Genomic DNA, 13056 nt, shown 5'->3' on the forward strand with positions numbered 1-13056 from the left:
GCTTTTTCGTACGCAAACGATACGCCTCGCACTACCAACGGTGCTATTTTGGTTTCTTACTTAGCTGGGGGGCATTTTGCTTACCTTTCTTGTCGAGGCTGGCCTAGCTACCTTTTCACGGGCTTCTTTTTTCGCGCATGTTCAAAAACACGATTTCTAATCTGGGCCGCATTCGGCAGGTAATGGAGGTGCTGGTGCGCTACGGATTTGAGGATGTAGTAACCAGCACGGCTCTGCGCCGCTTAGTGCCGCAGGGACGCCGAGTATCGTGGCAGCACGCTGAGAAAACGGTGTTCGACACCAACCGCTGGGAACGGATTCGCTTGATTATTGAAGAGTTAGGCCCCACGTTTATCAAATTGGCCCAGGCGCTGAGCAACCGCCCCGATTTGCTCCCTGAGGCGCTGATCGACGAGTTTGAGAAGCTGCAAAGCGACGTGCCGCCCTTCCCGGTGGTCATGGCCCGTCGCCTGATAGAGGAGGAGCTGGGGCGGCCCATCTCAGAGGTTTTCAGCGAATTTGACGACGTGACGCTGGGCTCGGCCAGCATTGGGCAGGTGCATAAGGCGCGCCTCCTCACGGGCGAGGAAGTGGTGGTGAAAGTGCAGCGACCCGGCGTACAGGAGAAAGTGCGCACCGACCTGAGCCTGCTCCGCGAACTGGTGCGCCTGACGGCCGGCTTTCTACGCAAACAAGGGTTGAGCAACCCCCAGGACATCGTGGATGCCTTCGAGCGGAGCATGACCAAAGAGCTGGACTACACCTCGGAAGCCCGGAGTATGGATCAGTTTCGCAAGCTTTACGCCGACTACGAGACGTTCTATGTGCCCAAGCCGTACCGCGAGTTCTCGACCAGCAAGATTCTGATAATCGAGTTTGTGAGCGGCTGCAAAATATCCAATAAGCCGCAGCTGCTGGAGTGGGGTCTCGACCCAGCCAAGGTGGCCGAGACGGGCATGGATATTTACTTAACTCAGATTTTTGAGTTTGGCGTTTTTCACGCCGATCCGCACCCCGGCAACGTGCTGGTGCGGCCCGACGGCACCATCGTGCTCATCGATTTTGGTATGGTGGGCAAGCTCACCAAGCAGCAGAAATATGCTTTTGCCGGCGTGTTTATCGGCATGGCACGGCAGGATGCGCGCAGCATGGCGCTTAATTTTCGTCGCTTAGCGCTTCACGCTGATATTCCGGATATGCGCCGCTTCGAGGCCGACCTCAACGACTTGATTGAGGATTTTACGGTGCTTGATGTGAAGGAAATGAGCATGTCGGATTTGGCTGATCGTCTGCAAGTCATCATCTACGACTACAAGCTGCAAGTGCCGGGAGCCGTTTTCCTGATTCTGCGGGCGCTAGTGATTCTGGAAGGTATCGGTAAGGTACTGCACCCATCATTCAATACTTTTGAGTTTGTGCGGCCCTACGGCGCCCGCATTATCGCCGAGCAGTATTCGCCCGAAAACCTGATGAGCGAGGCCCAATACACGGGCGTCCAACTCCTGTCCTTGCTAAGCACGTTGCCCACGGATGTGCGGCAAATCATGCGCAAAATTTCCCGTGGGGACCTGCGCGTAAAAGTGGAGTTAGGCGGTTATCAGCCGCTGCTGCGCAAAGCCGATCAGCTAGTTAGCCGCACCATCATTGCTCTGTTGGCCGTGGCGTTTTTGCTGTTCTCAGGCCTTAGTTTAATGGGTAGGTATTCGTCTGAAATGGCCTATCACCGCGGCATTCCCATGCTGACGTGGTTTAGTCTGGGCGTGACGGGTTTTCTGTTGTTGGTACTAGTAATTATGGGGCTAAAAAAGGAGCAGCGGGAACGAGATTAGGATTGTAGAATTTGCTCGTAAGAGGAGTGAACTACATGCACATTAAATAGTGCGCCTAATTCTTGGGCTCGTATTAATGCTGTTTCTTCTGAGCACCAAGCCGCAACAATTCCTGCGTTTGAATTTGCCACCGATAACAACACACGGTAGCCACGTTCATGATTGAGTTACGCTAGGCAGTGATTTCCACCGGCCAAAATGACATCCTAATATTCTAGTAGAAATCCGGTAATGCTTCGAGGCTATATCAATGGTGATACACTCGCATTGAGTAAGTATTGCTGCAATAATGAAGCTGTAAGTAATAGTTGATATAATAGCGAAAGGAGTTAAGTCAGAAAATGGAAAAAAGGCCGCAGATGAGAACAGAATTGGAATAGTACTCGCTAAGCAAGCAGCAATATCCTTATGATATTCATCCATTAAAAGCGGTCTCAAAAGTACACGCTCATATTTCTCTGGAGACATGGAGTTGATTATCAAGTAAAAATCAAGCCCGACAAGATATCTTGTCGGGCTTGATTTTTATTAAGTGTTGATTCTTTATTTCAACTGCATATCCTCAATGATGCGAGCAATTTTGCCCCCCAGTGCCTCGTAGCCCTGTTCAAATTCATTTACTGAATCAAGCGGCTGTTTGACGCTGAAGTAGAACTTGATTTTAGGCTCCGTACCGGAGGGACGAGCGGAGATTTTGCTGCCGTCTTCGGTCAGGAACTGAAGCACGTTGGAGGATTCTAGGCCGGTGCGCGTTTCCTGTCCATTTTGCAGATTGCGCACGATACCCGTTTGATAATCGCGCAGCTCTACCACCGGTGAGCCAGCGATGGTGTGAGGTGGCTGGGCGCGCAGGTCGCGCATCATTTCCTGAATTTCTTCGGCGCCGCGCTGGCCTTTTTTGGTGAGCGAAATCAGGTCTTCGCGGTAGAGGCCGTAGGTGGCGTACATCTGCACCATTTCCTCGTAGAGGGTGCGGCCGTTGTCTTTAGCTACGGCGGCCATTTCGGCTATCATGGCGCAGGCCGATACGGCGTCCTTATCGCGCACGAAGTCGCCGATCATGAAGCCATAGCTTTCCTCGCCGCCGCCGATGTATGTTTCTTTGCCTTCCAGGTCGCGGATAAGGCCAGCGATGTATTTGAAGCCCGTCAGCGTTTGATAGGACTTGACGCCGTGGGCTTTGGCAATATCACCTAGTACTTCGCTGGTTACGATGGTGTAAACGATGAAATCCTGCTCGGTCATCTTGCCGGCATTCTTGCGCGCCGACAGCAGGTAGAAAGTGAGCAGCGCGGCCGTTTGGTTGCCGTTTACCAGCACCCATTCGCCTTGCGTGTTTTTCACGGCAATTCCCACGCGGTCGGCGTCGGGGTCGGTGGCAATGACCAGGTCGGCGTCGAGCTGGCGGGCTTGGTCGAGGGCCATTTGCATGGCGGCTTTCTCCTCAGGATTAGGCGAAACGACGGTGGGGAAGTTGCCGTCGGGCGTGGCCTGGGCTTCTACCACGCTGACATTGGTGAAGCCAAAGCGCTCTAATGCCTTTGGAACCAGCGTAATACCCGTGCCATGGATGGGCGTGAACACAATCTTCAAATCGTGCTGGCGCTTGATGGCCTCGGGATTGATGCTGAGCTTTTGGACTTCGCTCAAGTACGCATCGTCCAGTTGCCCCCCAATCAAGTGGATGCGCGACTCGTCGGCCTGAAACTTCACCGCGTTCACGCTCTGAATCTCGTTAACCTCACGGATGATATTCTTATCGTGCGGGGCCACGACCTGGGCGCCGTCGTTCCAGTACACTTTGTAGCCATTGTACTCCTTGGGGTTGTGCGAGGCGGTAATTACTACGCCGCTTTGGCAACCTAGGTGGCGGATGGTGTACGACAATTCCGGGGTGGGGCGCAGGGCTTCGAACAGGTAAACGGTGATGCCATTAGCGGAAAAAATGCCCCCCGCAATGCGCGCAAACTCTGGGCTGTTGTTACGCGAGTCGTGGGCCACGGCCACCTTTATCTCCTGCGCCGGAAACGACTCCAGCAGGTAGTTGCACAAGCCTTGGGTAGCCATGCCCAGCGTGTAGCGGTTCATGCGGTTGGAGCCCGTACCCATTACCCCACGCAGGCCGCCCGTTCCGAATTCCAAATCCCGATAGAAAGCGTCGTTCAGGGCGTCTTCCTGGTTGCTGTCGAGCAACTGTTGGATGTCGGCTTGGGTTTGGGCGTCGTAGTCGCCGGTAAGCCACGTATTTATTTTCTGCTGAACGTCGGAAGGTAAGGCCATTAGAGAGAAAAGTAAGTTGCAGTTGGGCTGATGAACGAGTGTAAAGAAAAGAGGTTTACTGGAAGCAGCCTAGCAAAAGAACGTCATGCCGAGGCGAAGCATCTCGCGTGCTGTCGTGAGAGTAGTACTCCAGCTAAACACGCGAGATGCTTCGGCTTCGCCTCGGCATGACGTTCTATTTTGAGCGTTCTATTACAGATTTCCGCGCAACGCCTGCTCGCGCTCAATGGATTCAAATAGCGCCTTGAAGTTGCCCTTGCCGAAGCTCTTGGCGCCTTTGCGCTGGATGATTTCGTAAAATACCGTGGGGCGGTCTTCTACGGGCTTGGTGAAGATTTGCAGTAGGTAGCCTTCTTCGTCGCGGTCAACTAAGATGTTCAGGTCTTTAAGCGTCTGCAAGTCCTCGTCGATGCTGCCGATGCGCTCCAGCAGGTCGTCGTAGTACACCGCTGGCACACTCAGGAACTCTACGCCGCGGCGGCGCAACTCCGCGACGGTGTGACGAATATCCTTGGTGGCAATGGCGATGTGCTGCACGCCGGGCGAATGATAAAAGTCGAGGTACTCTTCAATCTGCGACTTTTTCTTGCCCTCGGCCGGCTCGTTGATGGGGAATTTGACATAGCCGTTGCCGTTGCTTACCACCTTGCTCATCAGGGCCGAGTACTCAGTGGAAATGTCTTCGTCGTCGAAGGTGAGCAGGAGCTTAAAGCCCATCACGTCCTCGTAGAATTTTACCCACTGGTTCATCTCGCCCCAGCCCACGTTGCCCACGCAATGATCCACGTGCAGCAGGCCCACGGGCGCGGCCTGGGGCACCAGGCTTTTTTTGGCCACGAAGCCCGGCATAAAAGCCCCCCGGTAGTGGCGGCGCTCCACGAAAGTATGGATGGTTTCGCCGTAGGTATAGATGCCGGAGAGGGTCACTTCGCCCTGCTCGTCGCGGATGGTGTAGGGCTCGAAAGCGGGCCGGGCACCGCGCCGGGTGGTTTCGGCGAAGGAGTAGCGGGCATCGTCCACCCACAGCGCCATTACTTTCACGCCGTCGCCGTGCCGGCGTACGTGCTCCGAGATGTCGGAGTCGGGCAGCAGGGAAGTAGTGAGCACCAAGCGGATTTTGCCCTGCTGCAACACGTAGCTGGCGCGGTCGCGCAGGCCGGTTTCGGGGCCGGCGTAAGCCACTAGCTCATAGCCAAATGCCGCTTGATAATAATAAGCCGATTGCTTAGCATTGCCGACGTAGAACTCGACGTAGTCGGTACCGTTCAGGGGAAGGAAGTCGTGGGCGGGGTGGGCCTGCACGGCCGGCGAGGTCATCGTCTGCATAGCGGATGGGGTGGAAATCGGGTGAGAAAGAGGTTCGTTTGGTAAAAATAAGATTTTAGCCCAAATCGCTTGGCCAAGCAAGCTCGTCCGGTGGGCTGGGGGGCAAAATTGTCCGGCGCCGGACCCGACAGAGAATTCCCGAATCCTACGCACCTTTGCACCACACTTATGCCCGAGTAGCTATGAATAAAGAGGAATTAAACAAGGCCCTGGTCGCTCTGATCGAGAAGAAGCAGGAGCTGCACAAGCTGCCTTATAACCACGACAGCTACGACGACATTGAGGAAGAGCTGCACGACCTGGAGGACGACTTCAATGAGGAGTACGGCGCTTACCTGGAGGAGGTGCTGGATAAAGTACACCAGCAGCTCTGCCCCGACACCGATGTGCTGCTGCCCACCGCCTACCTTCCCAACGACGTAGGCGGCGACACCGGCTACGAGCCCTCTCACAAGGAAGGCGTCTGGGTCGACTCAGATGAGTTTCCCGGTAAAGAAGCCCGCCTCGTGCTCGTGCCCAACCCCACGCGCCTTATTTTGTCGGTAGGAAAGAAGGTACGCAAAGAAGTGTGGCAGGCGTAAGCTCGTCGCTATTTTAGTAAAAGCGTTTGCTCTCTGGTGCACACGAAGGACCTCTCCTGCGATGGTAGCTATTGTTGCGAGAGAGGTCCTTTACGTTGGGCTGGGGGGCAAATATTCTTTGTCATGATATATCGCATTGCCGAACTTACCGACTGGCAAGCCGCCCAGCAAACCGGCTTTTTCGCCAGCGCCGACTTGTCGGCTGAAGGCTTTATTCACGCCTCCGAGCTGTATCAGGTGGAGGCCACGGCCAACCGCTACTACGCCGGCCGCGCTGATATTGTCCTGCTGGAAATAGACGAATCGGAGCTGTGGGTAGCTGCCGTGCCCATGCGGCGCGAATACGCGGAGGCCCGCAATGACTATTTTCCTCACATTTTCGCGCCTATTCCACTGGCGGCGGTAGTTCGCGCTTTGCCGTTCCAAACGGGTTTTGAAGACCAGCACGAGTTACCGCGGGCGCTGGAGGGATTGACTTAATAAATAAAGTGATTAGCTCAATATTCAGGTTGCGATATTTTGTGTAGTATTGATATATAATATATAGAATACTTTATGAAAACGCGCGTTTCTGCCATTCGTAGAGCTTGGCCAGCCGTGGTACTTGCGTTTTTACTTACGGCCTGCGGTCCCTCCTATTACCTGACCATGAAGCCCGCGCAGAGCAGCGGACGCTGGGTAGATGGTCACGAAATTAGTCAGGATGCGCACGACAGCGTGGAGGTGCACGTTGGGTTTGTACGCTACGGAGCCAACGGGGTGATATTCGAAGTAAGCCTTCGCAACCACTCCGGCCGGCCCATTCTAGTAGCACCGGCGTCATTTTATTACCTGCCCGTGGCTACCCTTCCCGTAGCATCCACAGCTCCGGTAGAGCTGCCGGGACGGGTAGCCGCGATGGACCCCGAGCCACGCTTACAACAGCTCACTACCAGTATCGGGTACGAGGCGGAGCAAGCTACCGAGGTGAGTACTGGCGAGGTATTATCTGGCCTAAGCAACATCGTAGAAAGCGTCGCTAGTATTAAAAATAAGGAAACGGACGAGCAAATTAAGGAACGGGAGCAACGGCACCGCAACGATGCCAGCTATTATGATAATCAGCGTTTGCAGCACGCCGCTAACGCCGACTTGCTGCTAAGTGAAAAACAGGAGCTAGAGCAGTACGCCCTGCGTAAAAACACGCTCGAACCTGGGCAGAGCGCCCGCGGCTACGTGTACTTTTCGCGCACCGATATGGCCGATCTGTTGCGTTTGGTAGTGCGCGTGAATGAGCATCCGCTGACGTTTAATTTCGAGCAAGCCCGCGTTAAGCAATAGATTGCTGCCTACTAAAAAAGCCCCGTTACGTTGATAGCGGGGCTTTTTAATTATTTTTTCGTTGAAATCAGAATTGGTTAGTGGAGCTTTAAGCTGAACAAATTTTACACAAACTCAGCCAGATCCAGCCACCGTTCACCTTTGCTGTCCAAGGCAGCATCGGTGCGCTTGAGCTCGGCGGCCCAGTCGGCCAGCTCCTTGTGCGAGCCGGTGCCGGCGTTGAGCTTTTCAATGAGCTGCTGTTTCAGAACTTCGAGCTGTTCAATTTCCTTTTCCAGGGTTTCGTACTCCTTTTTCTCGGCGTACGTAGCCCGGCGCTTGGGCGCGGCCGTCGGGGCTGAAACAGCAGCGGCTGGTGCCACGCCGGCGGCGGCTTTGGCGGTTCTGGCCTGCTCGCGCGCGTATTCCTCGGTGTTGTTTTCCTTCTGCCACTCGCGGTAGTCGGTGTAGTTGCCGGGGAAGTGGCGAATTTGCCCCCCAGGCTCCAGCACGAATACGTGCTCCACCAGCGCATCCATAAAGTAGCGGTCGTGGGAAACGATGAGCAGGCAGCCGCCAAAATTCAGTAGAAAATCCTCCAGAATATTGAGCGTAATGATGTCTAGATCATTCGTGGGCTCATCCAGAATCAAAAAGTTCGGGTTCTTAATCAGCACGCGCAGCAGCTGCAAGCGCCGCTTTTCGCCCCCCGAGAGCTTATTGACCAGGGTGTACTGCTGGGCTGGCGGAAACTGGAAATGCTGCAAAAACTGCGAGGCCGACACGACTTCGCCATTCGCCATTTCCACCACTTCGGCCACTTCCTTCACGATATCGATGACGCGCTGGGTGGGGTCAAATTCCAGTTCCGTCTGGGTGTAGTAACCGAAAACGGTATTCTGGCCCTTGTCGATGGTGCCGCTGTCGGGCGCGAGGCTGCCAGTGAGCATGTTTAGCAGCGTAGACTTGCCGGCGCCGTTGGGCCCGATCAGGCCAATCCGGTCCTTTTTCTTGAACACGTAGCTGAAATCATCCAGCACCACCTTGCCACCAAACTGCTTGTGCAGGTGGTCTACCTCAATGATTTTGCCCCCCTGCCGCGTGGTTTTCACCGACAGCTCCAGCTGCGGGCCGTCGATTCGGGTTTTGGCTTTTTCCTGGGTTTCGTAGAAGGCATCGACGCGGGCTTTCTGCTTGGTGCCGCGGGCGCGGGGCTGGCGGCGCATCCAGTCCAGCTCCTTGCGCAACAGGTTGCGGGCCTTTTCCACCTCGGCCACTTCAATCTGCTCGCGGTCGGCTTTCTTCTCCACGAAGTAGGAGTAGTTGCCCTGGTAGCGGTGTACGCGGCCCTGGTCCAGCTCCACGATTTCGTTGGCCACTTTATCCAGAAAATAGCGGTCGTGGGTTACCATGAGCAGGGTGAGCGTGGGCAAGGCCAGCCGGTTTTCAAGCCACTCAATCGTGTCGAGGTCCAGGTGGTTGGTGGGCTCGTCGAGAATCAGCACTTCGGGCTCTTCAATGAGCACCCGCGCCAGCGCCACGCGCTTGCGCTGCCCACCCGACAATTTACTCACGGGCCGCTCCAGCAAATCGCCCAGAATACCCAGACGGCCCAGAATCTGCTTCACCTGCGACTCATAGTCCCAGGCATTCAGCGCGTCCATGCGCTCCATCACGCGCTGCAAATCATCGGATTTGTGCGTGGGGTCATTCACGACGTGCTCGTAGTCGCGGATGGCGGCCAGGGTATCGTTCTGACTGGCAAAGATGGTTTCTTCCACGGTCAGGGCCTCATCAAAAATGGGCTGCTGACCCAGGAAGGCCACCCGGATATCCTTGCGCACGCTCACCGAGCCCGTGTCGCCGGGTTCCAAACCGGCCAGAATGCGAAGCAGAGTCGTTTTGCCCGACCCATTGATGCCCACCAATGCCACCCGCTGACCCTGGCTCAGGCCAAAGGAAAGGTCGCGGAACAGCCAGCGGTCGGCGTAATTTTTAGAGATATTCTCAGCTGATAACAGATTCATGCCGCAAAGGTAGGCAAGGCGTCGCAGCTAGGAAGCAGAAGAATTGATTCCGAGAGCGGTAATCTGGCAAGCCGGGCACTAACGCTAAGCTTTACGCTGCCGATAAAGCGGTCAGGGGGCTTTTTTGGCGGCTAATGCTCTTATGTCTAGGCGCATCTGCTCAATTACCTCCCGTAGTAGACTATTCACGGTTTCAACGCGGGGTTGTAGCGCCTGCGGGTCAACATCACCTTCCCACGAATCTAGCTGCTCCACTAGGGGTAAGGCTTGGTTCACATGCAGATGATCGAGGCTGGGCTTGAGCTTATGGGTGGCGGCCTTCAGAAGCTTGCTATCATGGGTTTGCAACGCCTGGGTAAGGTCGTGTACCGCTTCTTCACAGCTCTCAATAAAGCTGTCAAGCATAAGGGCTACAAAATCGTCGTCGCCTTGGCCTACCTGGTGGAGTAGGTCAAGCTTGTAGAGGGGCGCGGGGGAGCCGGAGCGGACCAGCGAGCCAGGAGCAATCGGCGACGTACGCGGGCCACCAGCAGCGGGTTCCAGCACCCAGTCGCCAATAAGCTTGAGCAGCTCATCTTCCTGAAATGGCTTGGCCAGATAGTCATTCATACCCGCCGCCAGACATTTCTCCCGCTCACCCTTAATGGCATTGGCCGTCAGCGCGATTATCGGAGTTTTTACGTCCATTTGTTCGCGCAGCAAGGCAGTCGCTTCCAGCCCATTCATAACGGGCATTTGCATATCCATCAAAATCAAGTCGAAGCGCCGGGTCTGCAATAGCTCCACGGCCAGTGCGCCGTTCTCCATCTCCGTCACATGGATATGAGCATTGTTGAGTAAGGCCTTCGCAATCTGACGGTTAAACTTATTGTCTTCCACGAGTAGCACTTCCTTGCCGCGCAGTCTTTCGCGCAGGCCTTGGTCAGCTGCTTCCTTGCGCGGTAGGTCGCTTTCGCTGCCTATCTGCAACAGGAGAGAAAAGGAGCTGACCGTGCCCCGGTGCTTTTCGCTTTCAATCAGCAACTCGCCGCCCATCAGATTCACCAGGCTTTTGCTGATGCTGAGCCCGAGACCGGTGCCGCCAAATTTGCGGGTCACCGAGGAGTCTTCCTGGCTAAATTCCTTAAAGATGTGGTTCAGATAGGTAGGATCGATGCCAATACCGGTGTCGGTCACCAAAAACCTGATTTCCACGGCGTCATCCACTTGCTGAAGCAGTTCACACGAAATGGTAACGCTGCCTTTCTCCGTAAATTTAATGGCATTACCAGCGAGGTTCAGCAGCACCTGGGTGATGCGGTAGGGGTCGCCGAGCAACACCGTCGGCAACTCCGGCGACACTTTCGTTACAAAGTATAATCCTTTCTCTTCCGCTTTGTAATGCAGCGTTTGCTCGATCTGGGCCATGAGCTGACTCGCACCAAAGCCAATCTTCTCGACTTGTAGCTGACCCGCCTCAATTTTGGAGAGGTCCAGAATATCGTTGATGATAACCAACAGGTTTTCGCCCGAGATAGTAACAGCACGCAGGTATTCGTCCTGGTCCGGGGTGAGCGGAGTTTTGGCCAGCAGCTGCGCCATACCCAGAATGGCATTCATAGGCGTCCGAATCTCGTGGCTCATGTTGGCCAAAAACAGCTCCTTGGCTTTCGACGAGTCCTCGGCGTGCTCCTTTGCCTTACGCAGCTTATGCTCCAGGTTTTTCTGATGGGTAATATCCAGCGTGATATGAATAGAGCCAATAGATTGGCGGTCATCGTCGTACACTGGTGCCCGGCTTACCAATAGCCACTTCTGGCCACCATCTTTGCTCACGACCATGCGCTCATAAGCGTCCGTGTCATCGGGCGTAGCAGTAAAATCGTTCTGTGCCAGCAGCGAATGCAAGAGCTCCTGCTCCATGATTTCGGTACCGGAAAACCCAAGCATATCGCAGAAGGCCTGGTTGATGTACACTACCTGATCCGTCAAATCTGTTTCGATTAGGCCCAGATTCATTCGCTCGATAATGCGCCGGTACTTCTCTTCGCGCCGCTTCAGAATCTCCTCCGCGTTCTTCTGCTCCGTAACGTCCTGAAACTTCCACAGATAGCCCAGTGAGGCATTGTGGCTAAATATGGGAATAAAGTCGCGCTGAAACACTTTGCCGTTTTTGCGCGGAAGCAGCTCACCGATAACCGCCTGCTGCTCCAGGACGCGGCCATCAGCGCCCTCCAGCCAACCGAGTTCCACCGGAAAGTCACCCGCGGCCAGGAGAGCCGCCGTTTCTACGCCGACCAGTTGTTCGGGTAACACCTGAGTGTTCAGCATTCGGCAGAACGCCTCGTTTACCAATACTACGTGGCGGTTTTCATCCTCTAATAAGATGCCCTCCTGAAAGTTGGCAATAGTAGTCGACAAGCGTCGGGTGGAGGCCTCGATAGCGAGGTTAGCTTGCTTAATGGCCGAAATATCCGTGTGTACGCCGGTCATAATGAGCGGGTCACCGTTTGCGTCGCGCTTGGTCACGAGGCCGCGGGTCAGCACCCACTTATACTCACCATTTTTGCACAGCAGCCGTCGCTCCACGGAATAAATAGGTACCTCCCCACGTAGGTAGGCGTCGGAGGCCTGCATGCTGGCGATATGGTCATCGGGGTGAACATGGTTTTGCCAGCCATGGAAGCCCGCCGGAAAGTCCTCGTTCGGGTAGCCGAGCATGGTCCGGTACGCGTTGGAGAAGTACTCGTCGCCGGTTTGGTAGTTGAACTCCCACGCTCCGTCGCCAAACCGCTCGATAGCCAAGTGCCAGCGCTGTTCGCTGCTCTGCACGGCTTGTTCTGCTTCTTTCAGGGAAGTAATATCCTGCAGAATACCGCTGTAGAGGACCCCTTCGGCATCGGTGGCCGAAGGCTGGCAGTCGGCCTGAAACCAACGCAACGGATAACCTAGCACCAGCAGGCGGCCCTCAAACGATGCCGCCCCGACTCTATGAGGATGTCTCCAGAACTTAACCCACGCTGCCCGGTCATCGGGGTGGACAAGTCCTTCAAGGTGGGCTAAATGAGCGGGCTTACACCCCAATATTTTCGGAGCATTGTCACTCAGGTAAGTGAGCTGCGAAGTGCCATCGTAAGTATGGCGCCACTGAAACAGCACACCCGGAACCTGTTCTAATAAGTGGCGCTGCTGCGTTTGGTGAGCCTGCGAGGCTACCTGCTCAGCTTTCCAAGCGGTAATATCTTCCAACAATACAAAGAACCGGGTTGGCTCGTGCGAAGCGGGCAGCGTGCCGGGCTGCACCCTGGCTCGTATCCAACGGGCGGGGCCGCCGGAGGCAGTTGTCCGGCCCTGGTATTGGAAGGCGGTCTGAGCACTCAGGCTGGCCGTGGGGGGCAAATGCGGGGTTGTATCAGTGAACGCGGGGGGCAAAATCTGCCACAATACCTGCCCTGACAATGTACTACTCGTACCACCAAAAAGCTTAGCGAAACCCTCGTTCGTCCACTCCAGATGGCCTTGGTCGTCGATGATGGCCACAGCCGCGAAGGCTTGTTGAATCAGTAGCAGCGCCTGTTGCAGCTGGTCCGGTGTCCCATCCGGTAGTGTCGTATCCTCGAGTGGTTGGTTGGGTGTTACCCGCGCTGGTATCGAGGACGTGTGTACACCACTTTGCTCCATAGTATTGACAGCACGTTGGCCTTCTTTTTAAGGATAAAAAACCGACTTGTTTAG

8 protein-coding genes are annotated in these 13056 nt (G+C 55.2%); 4 read left to right on the top strand and 4 right to left on the bottom strand.

From position 1 onward, the window contains the following. Nucleotides 1-137 precede the first annotated feature (137 nt). On the top strand, nucleotides 138-1829 hold the full coding sequence (locus B9A24_RS14555; RefSeq protein WP_084446753.1) for an ABC1 kinase family protein: 1692 nt from the start codon (nucleotides 138-140) through the stop codon (nucleotides 1827-1829). Between the two features lie 543 nt (nucleotides 1830-2372). Here B9A24_RS14555 and B9A24_RS14560 read toward each other — a convergent pair. Together B9A24_RS14560 and hppD are read right to left on the bottom strand one after the other, a co-directional pair. After that, on the bottom strand, nucleotides 2373-4109 hold the full coding sequence (locus tag B9A24_RS14560) for a phospho-sugar mutase (protein ID WP_084446754.1): 1737 nt from the start codon (nucleotides 4107-4109) through the stop codon (nucleotides 2373-2375). A gap of 192 nt (nucleotides 4110-4301) precedes the next feature. Continuing rightward, nucleotides 4302-5435 carry a 4-hydroxyphenylpyruvate dioxygenase gene (gene hppD, locus B9A24_RS14565; protein WP_084446755.1) on the bottom strand — a complete coding sequence of 378 codons (1134 nt, stop codon included), beginning with the start codon at nucleotides 5433-5435 and terminating at the stop codon, nucleotides 4302-4304. Between the two features lie 182 nt (nucleotides 5436-5617). Between hppD and B9A24_RS14570 the strand changes: the two genes are divergently transcribed. From B9A24_RS14570 to B9A24_RS14580, 3 genes are all read left to right on the top strand, one after another. Then, nucleotides 5618-6016: a hypothetical protein gene (locus B9A24_RS14570; protein ID WP_084446756.1), complete on the top strand. Its 399-nt coding sequence runs from the start codon at nucleotides 5618-5620 to the stop codon at nucleotides 6014-6016. 123 nt (nucleotides 6017-6139) lie between these two features. After that, nucleotides 6140-6496 carry a DUF952 domain-containing protein gene (locus B9A24_RS14575; RefSeq protein ID WP_084446757.1) on the top strand — a complete coding sequence of 119 codons (357 nt, stop codon included), beginning with the start codon at nucleotides 6140-6142 and terminating at the stop codon, nucleotides 6494-6496. A 75-nt stretch (nucleotides 6497-6571) separates the two neighbouring features. After that, on the top strand, nucleotides 6572-7336 hold the full coding sequence (locus B9A24_RS14580; protein ID WP_143434952.1) for a hypothetical protein: 765 nt from the start codon (nucleotides 6572-6574) through the stop codon (nucleotides 7334-7336). Nucleotides 7337-7440: 104 nt separating this feature from the next. Here the strand turns inward: B9A24_RS14580 and B9A24_RS14585 are convergent, their stop codons facing one another. Next, a complete protein-coding gene (locus B9A24_RS14585) occupies nucleotides 7441-9342 on the bottom strand; it encodes an ABC-F family ATP-binding cassette domain-containing protein (RefSeq protein ID WP_084446759.1) in 1902 nt (633 codons plus the stop codon). A gap of 111 nt (nucleotides 9343-9453) precedes the next feature. Continuing rightward, nucleotides 9454-13002 carry a PAS domain S-box protein gene (locus tag B9A24_RS14590; protein WP_084446760.1) on the bottom strand — a complete coding sequence of 1183 codons (3549 nt, stop codon included), beginning with the start codon at nucleotides 13000-13002 and terminating at the stop codon, nucleotides 9454-9456. Between the last annotated feature and the right edge of the window lie 54 nt (nucleotides 13003-13056).

Origin of the sequence: Hymenobacter roseosalivarius DSM 11622 (assembly GCF_900176135.1) — a bacterium.
GTDB lineage: Bacteria > Bacteroidota > Bacteroidia > Cytophagales > Hymenobacteraceae > Hymenobacter > Hymenobacter roseosalivarius.

Bases quoted from the DNA above. Each gene is read 5' to 3' on its own strand.
- B9A24_RS14575 (WP_084446757.1), top strand. From the start codon at position 6,140: ATGATATATCGCATTGCCGAACTTACCGACTGGCAAGCCGCCCAGCAA.
- B9A24_RS14560 (WP_084446754.1), bottom strand. From the start codon at position 4,109: ATGGCCTTACCTTCCGACGTTCAGCAGAAAATAAATACGTGGCTTACC.
- B9A24_RS14590 (WP_084446760.1), bottom strand. From the start codon at position 13,002: ATGGAGCAAAGTGGTGTACACACGTCCTCGATACCAGCGCGGGTAACA.
- hppD (WP_084446755.1), bottom strand. From the start codon at position 5,435: ATGCAGACGATGACCTCGCCGGCCGTGCAGGCCCACCCCGCCCACGAC.
- B9A24_RS14585 (WP_084446759.1), bottom strand. From the start codon at position 9,342: ATGAATCTGTTATCAGCTGAGAATATCTCTAAAAATTACGCCGACCGC.
- B9A24_RS14580 (WP_143434952.1), top strand. From the start codon at position 6,572: ATGAAAACGCGCGTTTCTGCCATTCGTAGAGCTTGGCCAGCCGTGGTA.
- B9A24_RS14570 (WP_084446756.1), top strand. From the start codon at position 5,618: ATGAATAAAGAGGAATTAAACAAGGCCCTGGTCGCTCTGATCGAGAAG.
- B9A24_RS14555 (WP_084446753.1), top strand. From the start codon at position 138: ATGTTCAAAAACACGATTTCTAATCTGGGCCGCATTCGGCAGGTAATG.